The following is a 22,406-nucleotide window of genomic DNA, read 5'->3' on the forward strand; positions in this document are numbered from 1 at the left end:
TAATCAGGCTGTTCCCAAGGTGCCGGGCACTTCCAAAAACGATGGCAGTGGGATGTTTGTCCGCAAAGTCTTGAGCCGTGTGTTGCCTGGCTTGCTCTTGGCTTCGCTGGTAGCAGGTGCCCAGGCCGCTCCCCGCTATGAGTCTTTGACGCTGGCTGGCCCTGGTGCCGTGGTGTCCTATCCCTTGATGCATATGGCGCAGACTCAGGCCTTGAGCCAATACACGGACAAGCTGGAGTTCCGCCTGTGGCAGAACCCCGATCAGTTGCGTGTGCTGCTGGCTAAAAAGGAAGTGGATTACAGTGCTGCGCCCAGTAATTTGTCTGCCTTGATGTTCAACAAGGGGCAGGCCGTCAAGCAACTGAATATCTCGGTCTGGGGGATTCTGTGGCTGGTCAGCCGAGATCCTGCAGTCAAAAGCTTTAGTGATCTGGCCGGTAAAGAGTTGCTGGTGCCATTTCAGCGCGATCTGCCCGCCGTTCTGCTGGACACCTTGCTGGCCAAGCAGGCCGAACCGGGCAAGGAAGCCGTGCGTTTACGCCGTACCCGCGATGCTCAGGATGCGATTGCCTTGATGCTGACCGGGCAGGGCGATCAAGCCTTGCTGGTTGAGCCAACGGCCTCCTTGCTCTTGTGGCAGGCCGAGCAGAAAAAGGTAGAGCTGCATCGCGGCCAAAGTCTGGAGCAAGCCTGGGCCGAGGTTTTCCCTTCGCAACAGGCGCTGCCTCAAGCGGGTGTCATGGCGAACGTCACCGTTGCCCACGATACCGAGCTGAATCACGCTGTGGAGCGGGCATATGCCGAGTCTGCCCGTTGGTGTAGCCAGCAGCCGCAAGAATGCGCCCAAATGGTTCACGGCTATCTGCCGCAGTTCCCCGTCCCTGCGATTCAGACCGCGATTGAAAAGACGCGTCTGGACAGTCGCCCAGCCAGCGAAATTCGCCCTCAACTGGAAGCGCTGTACCAATTGCTGGCTGATCAGCATCCCCAAGCCTTGGGTGGTGGTCTGCCTGCTGCCGGATTCTATGGGCCATGAAAACCAAGCCACATTTGTCGGCCCATAGCTCGCGCGCCTGGGGCTTTGTGGGTGTGTTGCTGATCTTGCTGTGCTGGCAGATCAGCGCCATGTTTCTGGGGCCTTTGTTGATGGCCTCGCCCATGGAAACAGCTCGTGCTATTCCACGCTTGATGACTTCGGGCCACTTCCTGAATGATGCCGGAGCCAGTTTGCTGCGCGTGGCAATTGGCGTCAGCGTGGGCTGCTCCATTGGTTTCACGCTAGGTATTTTGGCGGCACACAGCCCGCGCCTGCGTGGCTTGCTGGAACCCCTGCGCTGGCTGCTGATGGCGATTCCGCCTGTGGTGGTTGTTGTGTTGGCCATGCTGTGGTTTGGTCTGGGCTCGGGCATGGTGATTTTCATGACGGTGCTGATGATGGTGCCAGGCATGTACGTCAACACCGTCAAAGGCATGTTGCAGGTGGACCGCAACTTGATCGAGATGAGCCACGTGTACCGCTTTTGCTGGTGGCGTCGTCTGCGTCACCTGTATCTGCCCTCGCTGACGGCTCCCTTGACCGCTGCCTTGTTGATTGCCTGCTGCGGCGGTGTCCGTCTGGTGGTGATGGCTGAAGTGCTGGGCGCAGAAAGTGGTGCAGGTTATGCCTTGGCCAATGCTCGCAGCACTTTTGACAGTGCCGAGCTGTATGCCTGGGTGGTGTTGATTCTGGGCTTGGTGGCTGCGATTGAATTCATCTTGCTGCAACCCTTGCAGCGTCGTCTGGGGCAATGGCAGGAGGACAGCCATGCTTGAGCTCAGCCACGTGCAGGTCCTGTTCGGGCAAAAGCCGGTTTTGCAGGATTTGAGTTTCACCTTGAGAGCAGGTCAGCGTTTGGGCGTTCTGGGCCCCAGCGGTGAAGGCAAAAGCACCTTGCTGCGCTTGGTAGCCGGGCTCATCAAACCCGATAACGGGCAGATCTGGAACGAGTTTCGCCACCCCGTGCTGGTGTTTCAACAGCCTCGTTTGCTGCCTTGGCGCAGCGTGCTGGACAACGTGCAGATTCCGCTGCGCGCGCAGGGCCTGTCTGCTGCTCAAGCCAAAGAGCGTGCCATGTATTGGCTGGGACAGGTAGAGCTGGCCGATGTTGCCCAGTCCTGGCCCGGTGAGTTGTCCGGTGGCATGGCGCAGCGGGTGGCACTGGCCCGCGCCTTTGCTTTGCAGCCGGATTTATTGCTGCTGGACGAACCTTTCAGCGCCCTGGACCCGGCCCTGCGTAACAGCCTGGCCCAAGTCTGCCTGCGTTGTCTGGAAGAAACCGGAGCGGCACTGCTTTATGTCAGCCATCAACCACGCGAACTGATGCGGGTGGCCGACTCTTGCCTGTTACTGCAAAAAGGGCAGGGCCAAATGTTTGAGCCTGCCAGCCCTGTCGATGCCGCTGCCCGCGAGCGTCTGGCTGATTCCTTGTATGCCCAACTCTTGTCTCAGGAGGCTTTGACGCCATGACTGCCTATCCCGTGATTTTGCTGTTCCATTTGTTTGCCGCACTGTTTTTCATCGGCACGGTGTTTTTTGAAGTCCTGATGCTGGAAGGCATACGCAAGCACGTTCCACGAGAGGCCATGCGTACTTTGGAGATTGCCATTGGTGATCGTGCCCGCCGCATCATGCCCTGGGTTTTGCTGGTTTTGTACAGCGCCGGGATAGGTTTGGCCTGGCACCACCGCGCTGCGCTGGCCCATCCTTTTGATAACACCCTGGGCCTGTTTCTGACGATCAAGATTCTGTTGGCGCTCAGCGTTTTTGGCCACTTTCTGACGGCCATGACCTTGCGGCGCACCGGACGCATGAAGTCCATCCATTTCAAGCGCATTCACCTAAGCGTGTTCTGTCACATGGTCGGGATCGTGATCCTGGCCAAGACCATGTTTTATCTGCACTGGTAATTTCACTTTCCTATCGAGAATACGATGTCACACGTTCCTGTATTGCGTCGGCTGACGATCAGCCTGGCGCTGGGAGGCCTGTGGTCGGGCGCCGCCTGGGCCGACCCGTCTACCTCCACCTTGTCTCCCATTGTCATCAAGGCGCCTGTCGGACAAAGCGTGCTGCAGGCTGACCTGCGACAAGAAAAAGCCCGCCTGGACGCTGTGCCCGGTGGCACCAACTTGATTCAGCCGCAGGAAGAAGTGCGGTTGGTGACTTTGCGCGATGCCCTGGACTATCAGCCCGGTCTGATCGTGCAGGATTTCTTTGGCGGGATTGATCAGCCACGGCTCAATATTCGCGGTTCGGGGATTCAAAGTAATCCGGTCAATCGAGGTGTCTTGCTGTTGCAGGATGGCCTGCCTTTGAACGAGGCGGATGGCTCGTTTGTGATCGGTTTTCTGGAGCCCCGCAATAGCTCCCTGATCAGTGTGCGGCGCGGTGCCAATGCCTTGTCGGCTAGCGCCACTACCTTGGGTGGCGAGCTGGATTTCCGTTCCATGAATGGCACGCAAGGCGATACCATCAGCGTGGAAGGCGGCAGCTTTGGGCGTTTGGGCTTGTATGCGGCCAAGGGTTTTCAGACAGACGAGTTTGATGGGCGATTGGCGGTCAGCCATGACAAGGCCGATGGCTATCGTCATCACTCGGATTCCGAGCGCACGAATGTGCAGGGCAATATTGGCTTCAAGCGCGGGCAGTTCGAGAATCGCACCTATCTGTCCTATGTGGATTTGAAGTTTGATATTCCCAATGTGGTCCCGCGTGAGCGTCTCTACAGCGATCCGCGCAGTGTGATGGGGGATTACGGCACACCGCAGGATATGGCGGCGAATGTCTATAAGCGTGACCCGAATCGCAAGGCCACGCAGTTCCGCTTGGCTAACCGCAGCTATTGGGGAACGGAGGATTTCAACCAGACCGTGGGCCTGTACTGGCAGACGGTGGACGATACCTTTACGAATCCGCAGGTGTCTTCGCCTACCAAGGGGCATACCTATGGGGCGCAATGGCAGGTAGCGGGCCGTGAAGGCAGCCTGGATTATCGCTTGGCTCTGGACTGGGCGCGCAGCGATATGGATCGTGAACTGTATGCGGTTAATCCCGCCAATGGCAGCCGTGCGCTGTTCTTTGGGGATTACCGTCTGCGCGCGGAAAACCGCAATGCACTCTTGGGCTTGAGCTGGAATGTTGCACCCCAGTGGACAGTGGTGGGGGATGTGAAGTACAGCCAGGCGATCCGCGATGCGCGTAATCGTTTGGGTGGCGATACCTTGAACCAGAAGTGGTCGTATGCCAGCCCGAAGCTGGGCGTGGTGTGGAAGCCGTCTGAAGATTTACGCGTGTTTGCCAATGTCAGCCGCAGTCATGAAGCGCCTACGTATTGGGAGATCATCAGCGCGGAAGTGCCGCAGCCCATGAACGTGCGTTCGGCCGTGACAGGGCTGACGGAATTGAATGTGCAAAAGGCCACGACTTTTGAATTAGGTGGGGCAGGGCGTTTGGGTAGTGGCGAGTCGGCGGTGGATTGGTCCTTGGCCGTGTATCGCAGCAATGTGAAAGACGAGCTGATGGCTGTCAGCGATGCAACTGGTGCGTCCTCGGTGACGTTCAACTATGGCGATCGCACGCGGCATCAGGGTTTGGAAGCGGGTTTGAGCGGTTCTTTACCTGCTCCGGCGGCAGGGCGCTGGGACTATCGCCTGTCCTACACCTATAGCGATTTCCGCTTCCGTGGCGGCGAGTATGAAGGCAATCGTATTGCCGGGGTGCCCAAGCATTTGCTGGGTGCAGAGCTGATGTATCGCCGTGGTGGCTGGCGTTTTGGGCCGAATGTGCGCTGGCTGGCTTCGGATACGCCGACCAATCACCAGAATGTGGAAGGGACGCATCAAAATGCGTATGCCATTTGGGGCTTCAAGGTCGCTTATCAGCATGACAAGCATTGGAGTGCGTATCTGATGGCGGATAACATTTTTGATAAGACCTACGCCAGCAGCTATGTGATTCGTCGCTCGGCTTCGGAGGCAATGCCTACGTATCTGGCGGGCAATGGCAGGAGTTTCTTTGGTGGCGTGAAATATAACTTCTGATCGTTTTTGATGCCTCGTTTTTTGGCTTGAAGGTTGATAACGATTAGGCAGGAATTGCCTCAGTGAAGACGCCCCTCTGGCCTGCGTCGGGGCCTTGGGGCTTGAGCTCTTGCCGGTGCTGCGCACCGGTCCCCTGATCTCCCGCCTGCGGCAAGCACTCTGAATCGCCCCAAGGCCCCGGCGCAGGCCAGAGGGGCTCACAGGGAATTCATGCCTTAGGGGTTTCTGACTCTGAGCTTGTGATTTGGGTTTTTATTGATTGCGCGATGCCTTGGATATGCTGTGTTTTGGAAGAGTGCCTCTGAACGTGTTCAGGGGCATTTTTTATTATCTGTTTGGGCGCGTTTCTTGATCAGGATCAGCCGACGGGGCGGCCTGGGCGCACTTTCAGAATTATCTGACAGACCAAGGCGGGGTGTGCCGGTAAGTTCAGGGTTCACTGTCCTCTTACATCCTGAGGTTTGTCAGCCATGATGAATACATACTTGTTGACCACTGAAGATATTGATCCTCGTACGCTGCCTGAACAGGCGGTGTTGTATGCCCATCTGTTGACTCGCGATGCCATGAAAGATGAGTGTGTGCGCAAGTTGATGGCCGCGCCGCGTTTTGTGCGTTCGGACAAGGGTATTCCGTATGTGGTGCTCAAGGATATGCGCACCCATCACTGGACTTTGATTCGTGCCTGGCGTGAATACCTGGAGATCAAGCGGGAGCGTCTGGCCGGTCGCCTGGGGATCAGCGTGGCGGAATACAACGTGATCGAGAAAGGTCTTGTGCCGTTGAGCCTGACGATGTTGGCTCTGTTGGCGCAGGGAATGGGTCTGGACGAGACGCAGTTGCAGTTGTCTCCGTATCAGCCCGTGCTGGAACCTTTGGCTTTGAGCTAGAGCCAAGGGATAAAAAGGAAAGCTACGACAGGAAAGGGCAGGTATAGGCAGCAGGCTGTACCAGGCTCTGAAGCAGTTCCGGCCCCATCACGTTTATCGCGCGATGGGGCCGGTTTTTGGGGTGCAGGATTTGGCGGCTTTATTCGGCCGAGTCTTCGGTTTGTAGTTTAACGACCTGTTTGGCGCGGGTGTCTACGTGCAGGGAGAAGATGTCCGGGCGCGAGTAGTGGCCGTAGACGTCAAAGTCCAGATTGGCCTGTTTGAGCAGGTCCATGTCCAGTTCGGCGTACAGCTCGGTTTCTTCGTCGAATACCGGGCCAGCCAGGACTTCGCCGGTGGGGCTGACGATCATGCTGCCGCCGTGCATGACGTAGCTGTCCGGTGCAAATTCGCCGGGCAGGGCAAATTCGCTTTGGAAGGACTCGGGGTAGGTGTTCAGGCGAATAGCCTGGCAAGCGGACAGCACAAACACACGGCCTTCAACGGCGATGTGAATCATGGACGAGGCCCAGGTGGGGCGGTCGTCTGCCGTAGGGGCGCAATAGATTTCGGTGCCTTGGGCGTACATGGTCTGACGCAGGGTCGGCATGTAGTTTTCCCAGCAGATCACGTTGCCGATACGGCCCATGGGAGTGTCGACGGTGCCCATGGTAGAGCCATCGCCAAAGCCCCAGACCAGCCGTTCCTGGCCGGTAGGCATCAGTTTGCGGTGAATGCCCACCACGCCTTTACCAGGAGCCAGTGTCAGAGCGGTGCAGTACAGGGTGCGGCCCATTTTTTCGATGACACCCATCACGGTGTACACACCGGTTTGGGTGACGGCATCGGCCAGCGCTTCCAGTTCAGGGCCACCCAGGGTGACGGCGCCTTCGACGTACATCTGGTACAGGGCACGTCCTTCGGGACGGCGGTTGCCGATCACGCTGCCAAAGCTGATGCCTTTGGGGTATCCACCTAGAAAGGCTTCGGGAAAGACAGCCAGGGTGGCGCCGTTGGCTGCCACGCGCTGCAAGATGGTGGCGGCTTTTTCTACACTGCTGGCAGAGTCGAAGGGTACGGATGCCGCTTGGATAACAGCAACTTTGCTCATAACAAGGTCTCCTTTAAAGGTCAGCCTGCGGACAAGTCCACGTTTTTGGTTTCAGGCAGGCGGGTATACAGGATCAGGAAGCACACCAGGGATACGGCGGCCAAGTACCAGGCCGGGACGTTGGGGTTACCGGTGTACTGGATCAGGGCAGCGGCAATGAAGGGGCCGGGGCCAGCCAACAGAGCCGACGAGACGTTGTGGCCCAATGCTGCGCCGGTGGAACGGATGGAGGCGGGGAATACTTCCACCAGCAGCACCACGTTCATGACGGCGGAGATCGCGACCAGGAAGGCCATGATGATCAGGCCCAGCAGGATCAGGGCAGGCTTGCCGGAGTTCATCATCACGAAAATCGGGTAGGCCATGACGGTCAGGCCCGCTGCGGCGAACAGGGCCAGTTTGCGGCGACCGTAGTGGTCCGAGAAGCGGCCAACCAGCGGGTGCAAAATGCAATACACCACCAGCGAGGCACTGCACAGCCACAGGGCGGAGGTCTTGCTCATGCCCAGGATGGAGACCAGGTGGTTATTGGCGTAGGTGATGAAGTAATACAGCGACACCAGGAACAGGGCGGAAAAGGCGAAGGACAACACAAAGGCGTTGAGCTTGTCCTTGGACGAGACGCGCTCCAGGGTGTTGTTGGCCTTCTTTTCTTGGAGCTCGTGGTAGACCGGGGTGTCGTTCAGTTTGCGGCGGATAAAGACTGCAATGAAGGTCATCACAATCGACAGCACGAACGGCACACGCCAGCCCCAGCTATAGACCTGGGCTTCGGTCAAGGTGGCGTTGATGGCAGCGGCGGTGGCTGTACCCAGCAGGAAGGCCACACCGGCGGTGAAGGTCACTACGCTGGCTGCGCTTGCGCGACGATTCGCGGGGGCGCTTTCTACCAGGAAAATACCGGCAGCCGACCATTCGCCACCCACCATCATGCCTTGCAAGAAGCGCAGCACAACCAGCAGGATGGGAGCGGTAATGCCGATGGTGTCATAGCCCGGCAGCAGGCCGATCAGGGTGGTGAAGACACCCATCCCGAAAACGGTAATCATCAGCACGGTCTTGCGACCAAAGCGGTCACCAATCGGGCCCAGAATCAGGGCGCCGAAGGGGCGCGATACGAAACCGACCGCAAATACGGCCAGGGACGACAGCAGGGAAACGCCAGTGGCGTCGGATGGAAAGTAGATGCTGCCGATAATGGCTGCAAAGTAGCCATAAATCGCGAAGTCAAACCATTCCATAAAGTTGCCAATACCAACGGCAACAACTTGTTTTCTACTCAGGCCCGGCTGGCCTGGGGGTGCCGAGTTGGCACGTGAAGGGGCGACGGTAGCAGTGCCCATAGATATCTCCTCGAGCAGGGCAGGTGAATACCTGACCCTTATTGTGGTTGTGGCTGATTTTTAGTCTAATCAAGCCAAATAATTATTCAAACTAATTAGAAAAATGGCTTCCATTAATATCGCTAATATCAGGCGGGTGGATTTGAATCTGCTGCTGGTGTTCCAGTGCTTGATGAATGAACGCAGCGTGACCAAGGCTGCCAATGCCTTGTTTCTGACCCAGGGTGCGGTCAGCGCGTCCTTGCGCAAGTTGCGGGTGGCGTTCAATGACGAGCTGTTTACGCGTGGCTCGCACGGGATGACGCCTACACATCGGGCGCTGGAGATTGCTCCACAGATCTCTGAAGCCTTGAAAAGCATTTCGGCACTGGTTACTTCCGAGCAGGAGTTCGATCCCAGCCGCTCCAGCCGCGTTTTTCGCATCGCCTTGTCCGACGATCTGGAAAATATGCTGGCCAAACGCATGATTCGCATGGCGGATGAGCAGGGGTGGGCGATCAGCTTTTCCTTCTACCAAACCAATAGCTATCTGTGGCCGCAAAGCATGGTGGAACATGGCGCGGACCTGGCGATCTGTTCCAGCCCAAAATTTCTGAGCACCATGCACAAGTCGCAAGTGCTGTTTCCAGCATCGTATATCTGTGTATATGACAAACAGTCCACGCAGTTCTCTACGCCCATCAGCAAGCAGGAGTATCTGCATGCTCATCATGGCCGGGTATCTTTTGACGGCCTGCGCGGCTTTGTGGATGAACTCTTCGATGCCGAGCGGCTGCAGCGTAAGGTGAAGGCTTCTTTCACCCATTTTTCCGGGGCCATCAATGCGATTATTGACAGCCCCTTGGTGCTGACCATGCCGGATTACGCGGCCCGTTCTTTTGCAGAGTGCAATAGCCGCCTGGCCGTCTCGCCTGTCCCGCTGCGCGTGCCGTCTTTTGTGGTGTCCATGATCTGGGATATCAACAAGGAGAACGATGAAGAAAGCCGTTGGTTGCGCCGTTTTGTGCTGGAGCTGACCGAGCCGGTGAGCGAGTAAAGCGCGTGCAATGCGGTCTGGCGGCTTACTATTGGCCCTGTTCTGTTTTCTTTTCGACTATCCGCCATGCGAATTTTATTGATTGAAGACGAGCCCGATCTGGCCTTGTGGCTGACGCGCAGCTTGCAAAAAAAAGGGTTTGCGGTCGAGTGGTCCAACGACGGGATGGTGGCCTACCACCGCCTGCAGATCGAGGAGTTTGATGCTCTGGTTCTGGACCTGGGCCTGCCGGGTATGGATGGACGTGCCTTGCTGGCGCGACTGCGCTCGGAGGATAACCGGACTCCAGTGCTGATTCTGACGGCCCGTGATTCTCTTCAGGAAAGGGTGGAAGCTCTGGAGTGCGGGGCAGATGATTTTTTGCCCAAACCGTTTCGTATTGAAGAGCTGGTGGCCCGCGTCAATGCCCTGATTCGCCGTAGCCGTGGCAAGGACAAGCCCCGCATGGCGTGTGGCAGCCTGGTCTATGACCTGTCCACACTGCGCTTTACTCTGGATGGGGCGCTGCTGTCTGTGTCGCCGCGCGAGGCCGAGGTGCTGCGTATCCTGGTTCAGCGTAGCGGAGAACCGGTCAACAAGCAGTTCATTCTGGATCGGCTCAATGACAAGGATGAAGACGAAATCAATATCGAGGCTATCGAAGTACTGGTGCATCGTCTGCGCAAAAAACTGCAGTCTTCGGATGTTCATATTGTCACCTTGCGCGGCGTAGGTTACTGCCTGGAGCCGGTGACGGATGATGAGCCCTAGCGCCGTAGCCTTTCTTCTGGAGCAAACATGGCCTTGAGCAGTCTGCGCCGTACCTTGCTGTCCATACTGATTCCGGCAGCCTTGCTGACCTCGGGCGTGTCCCTGTTCATTTCCAGCATGACGCTGAAAGACCAGGTGAATGCCGCATTTGACCGGGCCTTGGCGGGGGCTCTGAAATCCATGTCGTCCAATGTGCTGACCATCAGTGGTGGTCTGGCCATGGAGCAGTCCTACTACATGATGGAGTTCATGGAGTACACCATCAGCAGCCAGGTGTATTTTCGGGTGGCCACAGAAGATGGTTTGTCGGAAATTGGCTTTACCGGCATGCCCTTGCCAACGCGACGCCTGGTCAGCAATCAGCCTGTTTTTTATGACGCGGAGTATTTGGGAGAGCCCTTGCGTATTGCGGCTGTAGCGCTGGAATCGGACGGGCGCTTGCAAACGTATCAGAATAGCCGTGTGCTGATTCAGGCCGGTGAAAACCTGAGTGAACGTCATCAATTCATACGTAAAGTCATTATTCAGAACCTGATTCAGGACGTTGCCGTGCTGAGCCTTTTTATTATTCTGATTCTGGCTGGGACCTTGCTGGCTTTGCGCCCTTTGCGCAAGCTCAGTGCCGATGTGCGGCATCGTTCCCCCGACAATCTGGAGCCTATCAGCGACGCCAGCCTGCCCCGAGAGGTACGGCCTTTGGTGCAGACCATCAATTTGCATATGGATCGCTATGCGCGCAAATCACGTGAGCAACAGCAGTTTCTGGATGATGCTTCCCATCAGTTGAAAACCCCTTTGGCCGTTTTGCTGACCCAAGTGGATTTTGCCTTGACCCTGGCCAAGACCGATGAGATGAAAGAGGTGCTGGAAGCGATCCAGTTGCGCTTGAGTAATACGGCCCAGATGACCCACCAGATGGTGGCTTTGTCGCGTGTGCGGGATGCGGCCGACCAGTTGCGTACCCGTGCCGCTTTGGGAGCGGTTGATCTGTGCCAGCAGGCCGGGCAGGTGGTGGATGAGCTCTGGAGCCTGGCGCGATCACGTCGCCAGGACTTGGGGCTGGAGGCTCCGTCTCACGCTGTTTGGGTCGCGGGGGAGGCGTGGCTGTTGCAGCAGGCCTTGAGCAATATGGTCAGCAACGCCATCAAGTACTGTCCTCGCGGGGCACGCATTACCGTGACCGTGAAGGAGGAGGGCGCAGTGTGCAGCATACAGGTCGAAGACGATGGCCCTGGCATGAGCGCCGATGACATGGCCAAGGCTGGCCATCGCTTCAGGCGGGGGGAGGCCGGGAAAGCCTTGCAAGGCTCGGGTCTGGGGCTGGCGATTGTCCAGGCCATTGCCCAGATTCACGGCGCCCGCATGAGCTTGCAAACCGGGCCGGAGCAGCGTGGTTTGATCGTGCGTCTGGAGTTCAATTCGTCTGATCGCTGACGGTATTGTTCAGGGTATACCCTTGAAAATAGTGGTTTTTGGCGAAACTGAAAGGTAGGCGAAAGCTTCGCTCCGGTAAGGTCGCAACCATTACAACGACTACGATTTTCCCGGAGGCGAATCAATGACTATCCACATGAAACTACGGGTGCTACTGGCCAGCAGTGTTCTGGGTTTGAGCAGCTTGAGTGGTGCACAGGCCCAGCAACCCTCCAAGCCTGAATGTATTGCCCCTGCGCAGCCGGGCGGCGGGTTTGACTTGACCTGTCGGGTGGCCGTGAATGGTTTTCTGGAAACCAAATTGCTGGAAAATCCCATGCGCACCGTTTATATGCCGGGTGGCGTGGGTGCCGTGGCGTACAACCACATCGTGGCGCAGCGCCCTGGTGACAGCAATGCCATTGCTGCTTTCTCCGGTGGCTCCCTGCTGAATCTGGCACAGGGCAAGTTTGGCAAATACTCAGTAGAGGATGTGCGTTGGCTTGCATCGATTGGCAGTGATTACGGTGTGGCCATTGTCCGTGCGGATTCGCCCTACCAGGACCTGAAGTCCTTGATGGAAGCATTCAAGGCCGACCCGACCAAGATTGTCTTGGGGGCGGGTGGCTCTGTGGGTGGGCAAGACTGGATGAAGGCGGCTCTGACTGCGCGTGCGGCAGATGTGGATTTCCGCAAGATGCGCTTTGTCGCGTTTGAAGGTGGTGGCGAGGCCATGACGGCATTACGTGGCGGCCATATTCAGGCCTATATGGGCGATGCGGCCGAAGCTCACACCATGCTGGAGGGTGGTGCGCCCATCCGTGTCCTGGCTGTCTTTAATGACAAGCGTCTGGACGGTGCGCTGGCTGCCATCCCAACAGCCAAAGAGCAAGGCTTTGACATTGAGTGGCCGATTATCCGCGGCTTTTACGTAGGCCCCAAAGTCTCTGATGAGCAATATCAGTGGTGGGTTCAGGCGTTCGAAAATCTGATGAAGACCCCCGAGTTTGCGCGCATGCAAACCCAGCAGGGCCTGTTCCCTTTCAATATGAGCGGCCCGGAACTGGACACTTACGTCAAACAGCAAGTGGTCCAGTATCGCGAGTTGGCTGACTCGTTTGGCCTGATCAAGAAGTAAGTCTTTACGGTGCTCCCGGCCCGGTTTGCGCCGGGAGTGCCGCCTGTCTGCCCCGTCGTTCATGGCGGGCGAATCCGGAGATTCCAATCATGACGCTGAATGATCGCGTACTCGGCGTGGGCGCGCTGGTGTTTGCTGCCCTGATCACCGCTTTTGGCTACGACCTAGAGCCCCCCTTTTCCTATGAGCCCGTTGGGCCCAAAGCCTTCCCCTTATTGCTGGCATTGATCATCGCTTTGTGCGGACTGCGCCTGATTCTCAAAGGGGGCGGGCAAGTGGCTGCCAATCCAGGTGGAGCCAATGGCCGCATTCTGATGATGGTGGCGTACTTGGCGGCGTATGCCTGGTTGTTCCAGTGGCTGGGTTTCATCATCGCCACCACAGTGATGGCCACCTTGGTGGGCCGTCTGTTTGGTGGTAGTTGGAAGCAGGCGCTTGTCGGGGGGCTGGCGATGGGTGTCGGGCTGTTCCTTTTGTTTGACCTGGGCCTGGATGTGGTTCTTCCATACGGCATTCTGGGAGAGTGGCTATGAGCTCTATTCTTGACTATTTAAGCGTTGGTTTTGGCGTCGCCTTTTCTGTCCAGAACTTGCTGGTTGCAGCGGTCGGTGCCTTTATTGGCACCATTGTGGGTGTGTTGCCGGGGCTGGGGCCTATTAATGGCGTGGCCATGCTGGTGCCGATTGCCTTTGCCATGAAGTTGCCGCCGGAGTCCGCCCTGATTCTGCTGGCTGCAGTTTATGTGGGCGCGGAGTATGGCGGTCGTATCACGTCTATTCTGATCAATGTGCCGGGTGAAGCGGCCGCAGTCATGACCACCCTGGACGGCTATCCCTTGGCGCGTAAAGGTCTGGCCAGTGTGGCCTTGTCCTTGTCTGCTTTTTCATCGTTCATTGGTTCGACGATTGCCATTTGCGGCATTGTGTTGCTGGCTCCCCTGCTGGCGGGCTGGGCGGTGGCCTTTGGCCCTGCCGAATATTTTGTACTGATGGTGTTTGCCTTCTGCGCGCTGACCAGCTTGCTGGGCGATGAGCCCGTCAAAGGTATTCTGGCCGCCATGCTGGGCCTGTTTATCTCTACTGTCGGGGTGGACGCCAACTCGGGGGTATACCGTTACAGCTTCGACATTCCGAACCTGGCGGACGGCATTGATTTTGTGGTCGTCGTGATCGGCTTGTTTGCTGTGGCCGAGATGTTGCAGATGCTGGAAAACCTGTTGGGCGGCGTGTCGATTGAAGTGCCTAAGAGCAAGCGCAAGCTCTTTAACCTGAAAGAGTTGGCCTTTACCTGGTGGAGTACCGTGCGTGGTGGCCTGATGGGCTTTTTTATCGGTATCTTGCCCGGAGCCGGGGCCAGCGTGGCTTCTGCTGTGGCCTATGCCAACGAGAAAAAATACATCGAAGGTAAAGACCCCAATGCCATGTTTGGTCAGGGGGACATGCGTGGCCTGGCAGCGCCAGAGGCTGCCAATAACAGTGCCGCAACTGGCTCCTTTATCCCCATGCTGACCTTGGGTGTGCCTGGATCGGGAACGACGGCGGTCATGATGGGTGCCCTGACCCTGTACAACATCACGCCGGGCCCTGCGCTGTTTGAGTCCCAGCCACAGATTGTGTGGGGCTTGATAGCCTCCTTGATGGTGGCCAACGTCATGTTGTTCTTGATGAACGTGCCCATGGTGCGGGTGTTTGCGTCCATGCTGGCTATTCCTCCCCGTTTATTGGTGCCGGGCATCCTGGCCATCAGCTATATCGGCGTTTACGCTATCAATGGCACGACGTTTGATTTGCTGCTGGTTGTGGGTATCGGTGTACTGGGCTATTTCCTGCGCAAGATGAATGTGCCCATGGCGCCGATGGTGCTGGGGGTGGTGCTGGGGAATATGATGGAGCAGAATCTGCGTCGAGCTTTGTCCATTACAGATGGTGAGATCGGCATCTTGTTCCAGAGCCCCGTCTCAATCTCCTTGTGGGTAGCGGCCGTTTTGGTTAGTGTAGGTCCGATTCTGTTGCGTCGATTTGTGGGACGTAAAGTCGAACAGGACAAGGCATAAATAAGAATGCCCCGCTTTATTGGCGGGGCTTTTATCGGGAGAAAGCGCCAGGCTGCCGCCTGGCCTTGTTGTTTTTGCTATGGCTAACTGGTTTCGGATTGCTTTGGGTTTTGGGGTAGCCTTGGTCGGCGCATGGGTGGCCAGTTGGCTGAACATGCCTTTGCCCTGGATGCTGGGCGCGTTGATATTGACGGCAGCGACAAAAATGGCCGGCAGCCCGGGTGCCTGCATGCCGCTGGCACGTAATGCGGGGCAATGGGTTATTGGGGCGTCTCTGGGGCTGTATTTCACCCCTGCCATGGTGCACCTGATTGGCAGCAATGCCGTGTTCATTGTGATGGGCATGGTGTTTGCGCTGGTCTTGTGCTGTATCGGCACTTTCATGCTGACCCGCTTTGCCGGTACTGACTTGCGTACGGCCTGGTTTGCCAGCGCGGTCGGTGGTGCTAGCGAAATGACAGGGCTGGCCGAACGCTACGGCGCACGCCCGGATCTTGTCGCCTCTGCCCATGGCTTGCGGGTGCTGATGGTGGTGGTCATTATTCCCTTCGCCTTCGAGGCTTTGGGCTTTTCAGGAGAGCAGGCTGGAGCTGTGGTCAGGCCCGATTTTTTGCACCTGCCCGGTCTGGCTCTGTTGGTGTTCTTGAGTAGTGCCGCGGGGTTTGTCTTCCAGGTGTTGCGCCTGCCCAATCCCTGGGTGTTAGGGCCTTTGCTGGTGGTGGCTATCCTGACCTATAACGACATTATTTTGTCGGGCTTGCCGGTAGAAATTTCCAACTTGGGGCAGTTGTGTATTGGCTGGGCGTTGGGAGACAAGTTCGGCCCTGATTTTTTCCGTCGGGCACCTCGTTATCTAGGCGTCGCCGCCGTCAGCAACTTGATTAATCTGGCCCTGGCATTTGGTTTTGCTTACGGCTTGTATCGGCTGTCTGATATTGCTTACCCCACGCTGGTACTCGGTGTCAGCCCCGGTGGTATTGCAGAGATGGCCATTACCGCCAAGGTCTTGCAGTTAGGCGCACCCATGGTGACCTCCTTTCAGGTGGCGCGCATGGTGTGTGTACTGGTGCTGACCGGACCTTTGTACACACGTATTGCCCGTTGGCTGGAGGGGCGTTGACCAAGGTCGCACCTTCGCCTGCAAGCGTGCCAGCAAAAGCCCGGCGCAAGGCCGGGCGTCTGGTTTGATGCCGCAGGGAGGCGACGTTTAGCGACCTGGTTTGGTAGCAGGCGTGATTTTGCCGTGCTCACCTATTTCGGTCAGGCGCTCGCCCATCAGGGTTGCTTTCAGCATCTTGCCTGCCTGAGCCAGCTTGCCTTCGCGCACGCTCCAGTATTCGGCACTGTCTATCTGTACGCAGACCAATGCAACATCCGGATCGGTGATGCCGTCTTCATACCAGGCCTCGACCAGCGTGTTCCAGAAGCGCTCTTTTTGATTCATGGATTCCACGACGCTGGCCATGCCCGAGACCGAGACATAGGTGTCAGTTCTGGGCTCGGCGTAGCTGATGTTTACATGTGGATTGGCCACCAGATTGTGGACCACCTTGCTGGACCTGGCCATGAAGAACCAGAGCTTGTCGTGCTCATGGACCTCATGCTCCGAGCCCATCTTGGCTTGTTGCGTGGTCATGGGCCAGGCATGAAGCTGGCCCCCTTCCGCGTGGGTGACGAACATCGCAAAGCGAATGTCCTTGATCATCTCTTGCAGTTGTTCAAAGGAAGATTCAATCGTTTCGTTCATGGTATCTCCTTGGAAAAGTGAGAGGGATGAAGGCGCTTATTTGATCACTCCGCAAGCAAAACGCCCGGCACCGCCGCCTAATGGCGCGGGGTGGTCGGAGTGATTGTCACCGCCTTCGTGGATCATCAGGGAGTGGCCCTTGATCTGATCCAGAGACTTCAGGCGTGGGGCCAGGACGGGCGTGCTGGCGGTGCCGTCAGCCTGAACATACAAGGCGGGCAGGTCGCCCAAGTGGCCATTGCCCCAGGGGAAACCGTGCTTGCCGGTTTTTTCAGGGTCCAGGTGGCCGCCTGCTGCTCCGGCTGGGGTGACTTTGCCGTCTTTTTCGCTGGGGGCGCAGCTTGGGTTTTCATGCACATGGAAGCCATGCACACCGGGTTTCAGGTTTTTCAGGTCTGGAGTGAAAACCAGACCGTGCTCTGTCTGACGGACGCTAACCTGGCCGATTTGCTCGCCAGCACCGTTTTCGGTGGCCATATTCATGGGGATGATCACGTCCGCCAGCGAGGGGGCGGATAAAGCAAAAGTAGCGCCTACGGTGGCCAGGGCCATTGCGCATCGTGCTTTGAGGGTGGAAAAACGCATAAGGCTGATTCCTTTGCTGGGTAAACAGGGAGTTAGACCAGCCTAGCATTGCCGACGCGCCATGCAGTTAAGAGACGTTTCTCTTTGTCAGTAAAGTGCGCCCTTGAGGTGCGCCGCGAAGGGTGGCAGCGCAGGCGTCTACTCGGTCTGACAGGGGTAGTCCCTGTTAATCGTTTTTTCCAGAAAACGCGTTACGGCCTTGATACGTGGCAGGTACTGCAAGTCCCGATGCACTGTCATCCAGATGGTGCGGCGTACCTTGACCTGCTCATCCAGCAGTTTGAGCATGCCCAGTCGCTCCGGCTTGGCAAAAGAGGGCAGCATGACGATGCCCGCACCGGCTGCGGCGGCAAACATCTGGGCAATCATGCTGGAGGACTGAAAAGCCAGCTTGGGTCGGCTGATGATTTCGTTTAGCCAGCGCACGGTGTCCAGTTGGATCAGGTCGTCCACATAGGAGGCAAACTGGTGGTCCAGCAGGTCGTCCAGATCGCAGGGGTGGCCGTGGCGGGCCAGGTACTCGGGGGCGGCGTACAGATGCAGCGGAAAGGAGCCCAAGGGGACCACATCAATGGATTTGCCCGCCATGGGAAAGAAGCTCAGGAACACATCTGCTTCGCGCCGGTTGACGTGCATTTGCTGGGTGGTGGTGACCAATTCAATCGCAATCTTGGGGTGTAGTGCAGAAAAGCCCTGAAACTCTGCGGCCAGATACAGGGAGGCGATCCCTTCCATGGAGCCGACCCGCACCGTGCCGGAGGGCTCTTTGGGGCGATCCCCCAATTGCTCGGCCAGGGCGATGGCACTGGCTTCCATGGACTCTACATATTCCAGCAGGCCTTGCCCGCCTGCCGTCAGGTGCAGACCCTGGTTGTTGCGCTCGAAGATAGGCGCGTTAATGGTTTCTTCCAGGCGGCTTATGTGACGGCTCAGGGTGGACGGGTCCACCTTCAGACGGCGGGCGGCCGCACCCAAGGTGCCGCAGCGCGCCACTTCCAGGAAAATCTTTAAATCATGCCAATTGGGAGCTATAGGGGACATGGCCGCAACCCGGTACAAGAATATTTGCAAGACAGGTTCAGGATTCGTGTTTAAACCCGTGCGTATTTTTAAGTCTACTGCGAGCGATCACTGGATAGATCATGCTTTCAGGGAGTTGCAAATTTGCAATGCGCCTTGTGCTGCTGACTGGCTTATTTGGAAAGAGGAATAGGGGCTGCCCTGTCCTCCCGAGGCAACGGAAGTACAGGGCAGTTACTGCTTGCAGGGGGTATCAGACGATGGCTTTATTCTTCCATCGTTTCCGAACGGGCTGGCTGACTATCCTGCATGGGCTCACTGCTACGTGACTGGGTGGCGTTGCCGCCCCGGAATGTGGCGGGGGTGATGCGGCGGCGGTCAATGGAAAGATCAAATACATCAAAGCGGTTGTAGTAGCCCACAATGTCGTGGAATTGCTTGGGTTCCACGCAGGCATTCAGATCAAAAGTGGCATAGGCAATGCCTTCTTCATTTTGCAGAAAGTCGCCTACGGATGCGCCGGTGGGGTCCAGAAACTGGGTGGCTGCACGCGGGGTGTTTTCCAGTACTTCCCGTGCCTGGGCATCGCCGCCTTCGGTCAGGGCGTCCAGCATGGCCTTGTCCATGAAACCTGCATTCAAAATACCGAAAACCTTGGACTCGAAAGAGTGACCGCCTGCCCGTATTTTGTTGGCCGCCACATTGTCAAAATTCTGGCCGGATTTGGGCATACGTGTAGGCCAGATGGCGGGCCAGGCCGAGATATGAATCTGCTCTCCCTGAGCCGCCAGCGAGTAGCGTGCCAGCGGGTTGGTGTTTTCGCCGCAGATCAGGGCGCCGATACGGCCAATACGGGTTTGGCATACGCGCAGGCCGTGACCATCACCTGGTGCCCAGACCATTTTTTCGTAGAAAGTGGGTACCAGTTTGCGGTGGTGATTCAGGATGGAGCCATCATCGCCAATGATCACATTGGAGTTCCAGATGCAGCCTACGCTAGCCTCGGTACTTTCGCTGAATCCCAGGGACACAAAGATGCCGTTGCGCTTGGCAGCAGCACGGATCTGGGCGATTTCCGGGCCATCAATATGGATGCTGTTGGCCGCCATTTTCTTGAACCACTCGTGGTTGTAGATAGGGGCCCACAAAGCCGCCCAGACAGGGAAGCCGGGGATAAAGGCCTCGGGGAAAGTGACCAGCTCCGCCCCATGACGGGCCGCCTCGTCAATGATGGCAATGGCCTTGCGCACGGAACCGGCGGCATCCATGTAAACAGAGGCAATGTGCGCGGCGGCAACTTGGGTGATTGGAAGTGACATGGTGTGTTTCTCTCTACGTTTAGTGAACCGTGGCCTTGGCCACACCTAATCCGGTTTCCCGGCGAACGGACATCTCTACCCACTTGGATTCGGACAAGGCGCTGCGTGTAAACAGCGAGAACAGAATCACCAGTAAGAAGCCCAGGGGGATGGAGATAATTCCGGGGTTGCGCAGGCTGATCAGGGGCTTGGACAGGCCCACTACGCTGCTTGCGTTGGCAGGAATGGCATCTGCTGTGGCCTGGGCCGTAGCGCGGTCAGAAAGCAGCTTTTCGCGCGCAGCGGGGTCGCCTGCTGCACTCAGCTTTTGATTCACAGTGGTGACAGTAGCCAGTGCTGCCTCTTTTTGCAGCAGGGGATAGGTCATATTGGGTGACACCAGAACCAGCCCGATGGATAGCAGCGTTCCACCCACCACGCCCGCCACCACGCCAGCGGTATTGCAGCGTTTCCAGTACAGGGTGCAGACCAGGGCGGGCAGGTTGGCAGAGGCCGCAACGGCATAGCCCAGACCGACCAGATGCGCCACGTTCTGCCCCTTGGCAGCAATACCGGCAATGATGGAGATGACGGCCATCAGCAGCGTGGCGATACGGGCGGCAATGACCTGCTCACGCTCGGTGCCTGAACCATTGCGAATCGCACCGATATACACGTCATGGGCCAGCGAGGACGCGGCGGCCAGGGTCAATCCGGCTACCACCGCCACAATCGTCGCAAAGGACACGGCGGCAACAACAGCCAGCATGAAGTTGCCCATCATGCTTTCCGGGCCACCCCCCAGCAGTTGCGCCAACATGGGTGCGGCCAGATTGCCGCCTTTATCCAGACCCAGAATGGCGCTGGGGCTGACATTGAGCGCAGCAGAGAACCCGATCACGACAATGAACAGATGGCACAGGCCGATGGCGAACATGGCATACAGCGCGGATTTGCGTGCGGCCTTTGCATTAGGCACGGTAAAAAAGCGCATCAGGATATGGGGCATGGCCGCTGTTCCCAGCACCAAGGCCATGCCCAGAGAAACCTGTTCGATCGGGTTTTTCAGGTACAGGCCCGGCTCCAGAAAGCGCTGCCCGGCTTCAGCCACGCCCAGCGAGGATTGGCCCAGGAAATTGATCACATGGTTCTGGATGGCAGGGCTGGAAATCACCGAGCCAAAGAAGGCTTCCACGTTAAAGCCGTAGGGGGCCCAGGACAGGATGACCAGCACAAAGCAAAAGGAGATCAGCAGCCCGGCCTTCAGGACCTGCACGGACGTGGTGGCGCGCATACCGCCAAACAGCACATAAATCAGCATCATCAAACCAACGATGCCCACGGAAACTTCATAGGGAATGCCGATCAGCGCACGGATAATGACGGCCCCGCCCACAATCTGCGGAACCATATAGAACAAGGCCACCAGAATGCTGGAACCGGCCACCACCAGCTTGGTCGCGCGGAAGTTGTTGCGATAGGACAGCACATCGCCCAGCGTGTAGCGGCCCAGATTACGGCAGGGTTCGGCCACCAGAATCAGCACCGGGATAAAGGACACAAAAAAGCCCACCAGATAGCTGATGCCATCCAGACCGTACAGCGCAATCAGCCCGGAAACCCCTAAAAAAGCCGCTGCCGAGAGATAGTCCCCGGCAATCGCCAGCCCATTGAAACGGGCGCTGATGCCACCGCCTGCCGTGTAGAAATCACTGGCGGTGGAGTTACGGCGTGCGGCTAAAAAGGTGATACCCAGCGTGAACAAGAATAGAAAGGCGAAGACTGAAAATGTCAGCACCCTGTTGCCTTCGTTAACCAAGGTGCTTTCCTGTGCAAGCACGGTTTCGCTGACCGCCATCAAGGCAGTCGCAAATACTGTTTTTTTCATGATGAGTCCCTTAAAGGGCAGCCGAGGGTAGGGAGGACTGCGGGGATTCTTGTTGCGTTAACTGCTGAACCATCTTGTCCAGATGACGGAGCTGGACGGCATAGCGCCAGGCCACGGCACCGCCCACCAGATACTGGGCAATCAGATACCAAAGCCCGAAGTTGGTGGATGCGCTCACTTTCAGACGGAATAGATCGGGGGTCAGACTGGAAAGAATGGGGACCAGAAAAAAGAAGGCCATGCTGACAAATAACAAGCTCAGCACGACGCCCCTTCGCTTGCGTACCAGATCCTGGAATTGAGGCTTGGCGTAGAGCGCCTCATAAACCTGGGCAGAGATATCCGCCATGTTTGTCTCCTTTTTATGATTGGATTTGTACTCACCATTCTTAAGAAGGAGGGCGGGATAGGAAAGCGCCAATGTTGCAAGCCCTCTTGCAAATTTGCAGGGTGAGACAGGACGCCACATTGCGGGGACTTTTCTATATCTAAATGAGAATTATTGTTAATATGGCCGATTCATTCGCTCTCTGCCTGCTGCCTTTTCCATGTCCCGCCACCCCAAGCCCAAGAAAACGTGGCTCGCTCATTACAGCGGGCTGATCGGGTCGTGGGCGAAACGCAGCTCCCTGCCGCAGGATGCCGAGGATGCGGCGCAGGACTCAATTGAAGGCCTGTTGCGGGGCGAGCATGCGGCGGCACTGGATCAAAAAGCGTATCTGTATCACAGTGCGAAAAACCAGTTGATCAGTGAAATTCGCCGTCAGTCACGGCACGAGCTTGTGTCCTTGCACGAGCTGCCCGAGGACGAGCATCCGGTGCAAGCAGGCCCGGACAGCGACTTGCGTATGGCGCAATTAAGCCAGGCCTTGCGGGATGCGCTGCAGGAGCTGCCCTTGAAGTGCCAGCAGGTCTTTTTATGGAACAAAATAGAGGGCTATACCCAAAAGGAAATTGCCGAGAAGCTGGATTTGACGCCCAGTTCGGTGGAAAAATACATGAAGCGGGCCTTGAGGCATCTTCAAAAAAAGTTACAAAACTATGCCCCCCATTGATTCCGGATTTCCCCATGCCCA

The 22,406-nt window shown here is 57.2% G+C and carries 22 protein-coding genes; 14 read left to right on the forward strand and 8 right to left on the reverse strand.

The window, feature by feature from the left end; translation table 11 throughout:
• Positions 1-52: 52 nt before the first annotated feature.
• The 6 genes from OSH09_RS08170 to OSH09_RS08195 all read left to right on the forward strand — a co-directional run bounded on the left by OSH09_RS08170 (position 53) and on the right by OSH09_RS08195 (position 5,969).
• The gene (locus OSH09_RS08170; protein ID WP_266120691.1) at positions 53-1,036 is read left to right on the forward strand and encodes an ABC transporter substrate-binding protein; all 984 of its coding nucleotides are present in this window, start codon (positions 53-55) and stop codon (positions 1,034-1,036) included.
• Positions 1,033-1,812 (forward strand): ABC transporter permease, encoded by a 780-nt coding sequence (locus OSH09_RS08175; protein WP_266120692.1) that lies wholly within the window; start codon positions 1,033-1,035, stop codon positions 1,810-1,812. Before OSH09_RS08170 ends, OSH09_RS08175 begins: the two co-directional genes overlap by 4 nt.
• The gene (locus OSH09_RS08180) at positions 1,805-2,506 is read left to right on the forward strand and encodes an ABC transporter ATP-binding protein (RefSeq protein WP_266120693.1); all 702 of its coding nucleotides are present in this window, start codon (positions 1,805-1,807) and stop codon (positions 2,504-2,506) included. Before OSH09_RS08175 ends, OSH09_RS08180 begins: the two co-directional genes overlap by 8 nt.
• A complete protein-coding gene (locus OSH09_RS08185) occupies positions 2,503-2,946 on the forward strand; it encodes a CopD family copper resistance protein (RefSeq protein WP_035270184.1) in 444 nt (147 codons plus the stop codon). Before OSH09_RS08180 ends, OSH09_RS08185 begins: the two co-directional genes overlap by 4 nt.
• 24 nt (positions 2,947-2,970) lie before the next feature.
• Positions 2,971-5,079, forward strand: a complete 2,109-nt coding sequence (locus OSH09_RS08190) for a TonB-dependent receptor family protein (RefSeq protein ID WP_266120694.1) — start codon at positions 2,971-2,973, stop codon at positions 5,077-5,079.
• Positions 5,080-5,549: 470 nt separating this feature from the next.
• On the forward strand, positions 5,550-5,969 hold the full coding sequence (locus OSH09_RS08195) for a helix-turn-helix domain-containing protein (protein ID WP_266120695.1): 420 nt from the start codon (positions 5,550-5,552) through the stop codon (positions 5,967-5,969).
• 139 nt (positions 5,970-6,108) lie between these two features.
• On the opposite strand, the gene OSH09_RS08200 is transcribed toward OSH09_RS08195, so the two are convergent.
• Positions 6,109-7,059: a carbon-nitrogen hydrolase family protein gene (locus OSH09_RS08200; RefSeq protein WP_266120696.1), complete on the reverse strand. Its 951-nt coding sequence runs from the start codon at positions 7,057-7,059 to the stop codon at positions 6,109-6,111.
• 20 nt (positions 7,060-7,079) lie between these two features.
• Entirely contained in the window at positions 7,080-8,402 is a 1,323-nt protein-coding gene (locus tag OSH09_RS08205) for an MFS transporter (RefSeq protein WP_266120697.1), read from the reverse strand.
• Between the two features lie 103 nt (positions 8,403-8,505).
• Between OSH09_RS08205 and OSH09_RS08210 the strand changes: the two genes are divergently transcribed.
• The 7 genes from OSH09_RS08210 to OSH09_RS08240 all read left to right on the forward strand — a co-directional run bounded on the left by OSH09_RS08210 (position 8,506) and on the right by OSH09_RS08240 (position 15,912).
• The gene (locus OSH09_RS08210; RefSeq protein ID WP_207872401.1) at positions 8,506-9,438 is read left to right on the forward strand and encodes a LysR family transcriptional regulator; all 933 of its coding nucleotides are present in this window, start codon (positions 8,506-8,508) and stop codon (positions 9,436-9,438) included.
• Positions 9,439-9,504: 66 nt separating this feature from the next.
• Positions 9,505-10,188, forward strand: a complete 684-nt coding sequence (locus tag OSH09_RS08215; protein ID WP_207872400.1) for a response regulator — start codon at positions 9,505-9,507, stop codon at positions 10,186-10,188.
• Positions 10,189-10,215: 27 nt separating this feature from the next.
• Positions 10,216-11,622 carry a sensor histidine kinase gene (locus OSH09_RS08220; RefSeq protein WP_266120698.1) on the forward strand — a complete coding sequence of 469 codons (1,407 nt, stop codon included), beginning with the start codon at positions 10,216-10,218 and terminating at the stop codon, positions 11,620-11,622.
• A gap of 124 nt (positions 11,623-11,746) precedes the next feature.
• Positions 11,747-12,739 (forward strand): Bug family tripartite tricarboxylate transporter substrate binding protein, encoded by a 993-nt coding sequence (locus OSH09_RS08225; RefSeq protein WP_266120699.1) that lies wholly within the window; start codon positions 11,747-11,749, stop codon positions 12,737-12,739.
• Between the two features lie 95 nt (positions 12,740-12,834).
• Entirely contained in the window at positions 12,835-13,272 is a 438-nt protein-coding gene (locus tag OSH09_RS08230) for a tripartite tricarboxylate transporter TctB family protein (protein ID WP_347708951.1), read from the forward strand.
• Complete coding sequence (locus OSH09_RS08235) at positions 13,269-14,792, forward strand: tripartite tricarboxylate transporter permease (RefSeq protein WP_207872396.1); 1,524 nt, start codon at positions 13,269-13,271, stop codon at positions 14,790-14,792. The genes OSH09_RS08230 and OSH09_RS08235 overlap by 4 nt, the downstream gene beginning before the upstream one ends.
• Before the next feature lie 79 nt (positions 14,793-14,871).
• On the forward strand, positions 14,872-15,912 hold the full coding sequence (locus OSH09_RS08240) for an AbrB family transcriptional regulator (RefSeq protein WP_266120700.1): 1,041 nt from the start codon (positions 14,872-14,874) through the stop codon (positions 15,910-15,912).
• Positions 15,913-15,999: 87 nt separating this feature from the next.
• Here OSH09_RS08240 and OSH09_RS08245 read toward each other — a convergent pair whose 3' ends face one another.
• The 6 genes from OSH09_RS08245 to OSH09_RS08270 form a co-directional block, all read right to left on the reverse strand.
• The gene (locus OSH09_RS08245; protein WP_266120701.1) at positions 16,000-16,539 is read right to left on the reverse strand and encodes a pyridoxamine 5'-phosphate oxidase family protein; all 540 of its coding nucleotides are present in this window, start codon (positions 16,537-16,539) and stop codon (positions 16,000-16,002) included.
• 36 nt (positions 16,540-16,575) lie between these two features.
• Positions 16,576-17,124 carry a superoxide dismutase family protein gene (gene sodC, locus OSH09_RS08250; RefSeq protein ID WP_153231220.1) on the reverse strand — a complete coding sequence of 183 codons (549 nt, stop codon included), beginning with the start codon at positions 17,122-17,124 and terminating at the stop codon, positions 16,576-16,578.
• A gap of 138 nt (positions 17,125-17,262) precedes the next feature.
• Entirely contained in the window at positions 17,263-18,165 is a 903-nt protein-coding gene (locus tag OSH09_RS08255) for a LysR family transcriptional regulator (protein WP_207872393.1), read from the reverse strand.
• 245 nt (positions 18,166-18,410) lie between these two features.
• Entirely contained in the window at positions 18,411-19,463 is a 1,053-nt protein-coding gene (locus OSH09_RS08260) for a carbon-nitrogen hydrolase family protein (protein WP_266120702.1), read from the reverse strand.
• Between the two features lie 19 nt (positions 19,464-19,482).
• Positions 19,483-21,330: a solute symporter family protein gene (locus OSH09_RS08265; RefSeq protein ID WP_266120703.1), complete on the reverse strand. Its 1,848-nt coding sequence runs from the start codon at positions 21,328-21,330 to the stop codon at positions 19,483-19,485.
• Positions 21,331-21,340: 10 nt separating this feature from the next.
• Complete coding sequence (locus OSH09_RS08270) at positions 21,341-21,679, reverse strand: DUF485 domain-containing protein (RefSeq protein ID WP_266120704.1); 339 nt, start codon at positions 21,677-21,679, stop codon at positions 21,341-21,343.
• Positions 21,680-21,878: 199 nt separating this feature from the next.
• Here OSH09_RS08270 and OSH09_RS08275 point away from each other — a divergent pair, with 199 nt between their 5' ends.
• Positions 21,879-22,385 carry an RNA polymerase sigma factor gene (locus tag OSH09_RS08275; RefSeq protein WP_266120705.1) on the forward strand — a complete coding sequence of 169 codons (507 nt, stop codon included), beginning with the start codon at positions 21,879-21,881 and terminating at the stop codon, positions 22,383-22,385.
• Positions 22,386-22,406 lie beyond the last annotated feature (21 nt).

The sequence above is a fragment of the Alcaligenes parafaecalis genome (genome assembly GCF_026344135.1).
GTDB classification, from domain to species: domain Bacteria; phylum Pseudomonadota; class Gammaproteobacteria; order Burkholderiales; family Burkholderiaceae_B; genus Alcaligenes; species Alcaligenes parafaecalis.

Bases quoted from the DNA above. Each gene is read 5' to 3' on its own strand.
- OSH09_RS08215 (WP_207872400.1), top strand. From the start codon at position 9,505: ATGCGAATTTTATTGATTGAAGACGAGCCCGATCTGGCCTTGTGGCTG.
- OSH09_RS08185 (WP_035270184.1), top strand. From the start codon at position 2,503: ATGACTGCCTATCCCGTGATTTTGCTGTTCCATTTGTTTGCCGCACTG.
- OSH09_RS08270 (WP_266120704.1), bottom strand. From the start codon at position 21,679: ATGGCGGATATCTCTGCCCAGGTTTATGAGGCGCTCTACGCCAAGCCT.
- OSH09_RS08225 (WP_266120699.1), top strand. From the start codon at position 11,747: ATGACTATCCACATGAAACTACGGGTGCTACTGGCCAGCAGTGTTCTG.
- OSH09_RS08190 (WP_266120694.1), top strand. From the start codon at position 2,971: ATGTCACACGTTCCTGTATTGCGTCGGCTGACGATCAGCCTGGCGCTG.
- OSH09_RS08175 (WP_266120692.1), top strand. From the start codon at position 1,033: ATGAAAACCAAGCCACATTTGTCGGCCCATAGCTCGCGCGCCTGGGGC.
- OSH09_RS08180 (WP_266120693.1), top strand. From the start codon at position 1,805: ATGCTTGAGCTCAGCCACGTGCAGGTCCTGTTCGGGCAAAAGCCGGTT.
- OSH09_RS08200 (WP_266120696.1), bottom strand. From the start codon at position 7,059: ATGAGCAAAGTTGCTGTTATCCAAGCGGCATCCGTACCCTTCGACTCT.
- OSH09_RS08255 (WP_207872393.1), bottom strand. From the start codon at position 18,165: ATGTCCCCTATAGCTCCCAATTGGCATGATTTAAAGATTTTCCTGGAA.
- OSH09_RS08260 (WP_266120702.1), bottom strand. From the start codon at position 19,463: ATGTCACTTCCAATCACCCAAGTTGCCGCCGCGCACATTGCCTCTGTT.
- OSH09_RS08205 (WP_266120697.1), bottom strand. From the start codon at position 8,402: ATGGGCACTGCTACCGTCGCCCCTTCACGTGCCAACTCGGCACCCCCA.
- OSH09_RS08275 (WP_266120705.1), top strand. From the start codon at position 21,879: ATGTCCCGCCACCCCAAGCCCAAGAAAACGTGGCTCGCTCATTACAGC.
- OSH09_RS08240 (WP_266120700.1), top strand. From the start codon at position 14,872: ATGGCTAACTGGTTTCGGATTGCTTTGGGTTTTGGGGTAGCCTTGGTC.
- OSH09_RS08220 (WP_266120698.1), top strand. From the start codon at position 10,216: ATGGCCTTGAGCAGTCTGCGCCGTACCTTGCTGTCCATACTGATTCCG.
- OSH09_RS08265 (WP_266120703.1), bottom strand. From the start codon at position 21,330: ATGAAAAAAACAGTATTTGCGACTGCCTTGATGGCGGTCAGCGAAACC.
- OSH09_RS08235 (WP_207872396.1), top strand. From the start codon at position 13,269: ATGAGCTCTATTCTTGACTATTTAAGCGTTGGTTTTGGCGTCGCCTTT.
- OSH09_RS08210 (WP_207872401.1), top strand. From the start codon at position 8,506: ATGGCTTCCATTAATATCGCTAATATCAGGCGGGTGGATTTGAATCTG.
- sodC (WP_153231220.1), bottom strand. From the start codon at position 17,124: ATGCGTTTTTCCACCCTCAAAGCACGATGCGCAATGGCCCTGGCCACC.
- OSH09_RS08245 (WP_266120701.1), bottom strand. From the start codon at position 16,539: ATGAACGAAACGATTGAATCTTCCTTTGAACAACTGCAAGAGATGATC.
- OSH09_RS08195 (WP_266120695.1), top strand. From the start codon at position 5,550: ATGATGAATACATACTTGTTGACCACTGAAGATATTGATCCTCGTACG.
- OSH09_RS08170 (WP_266120691.1), top strand. From the start codon at position 53: ATGTTTGTCCGCAAAGTCTTGAGCCGTGTGTTGCCTGGCTTGCTCTTG.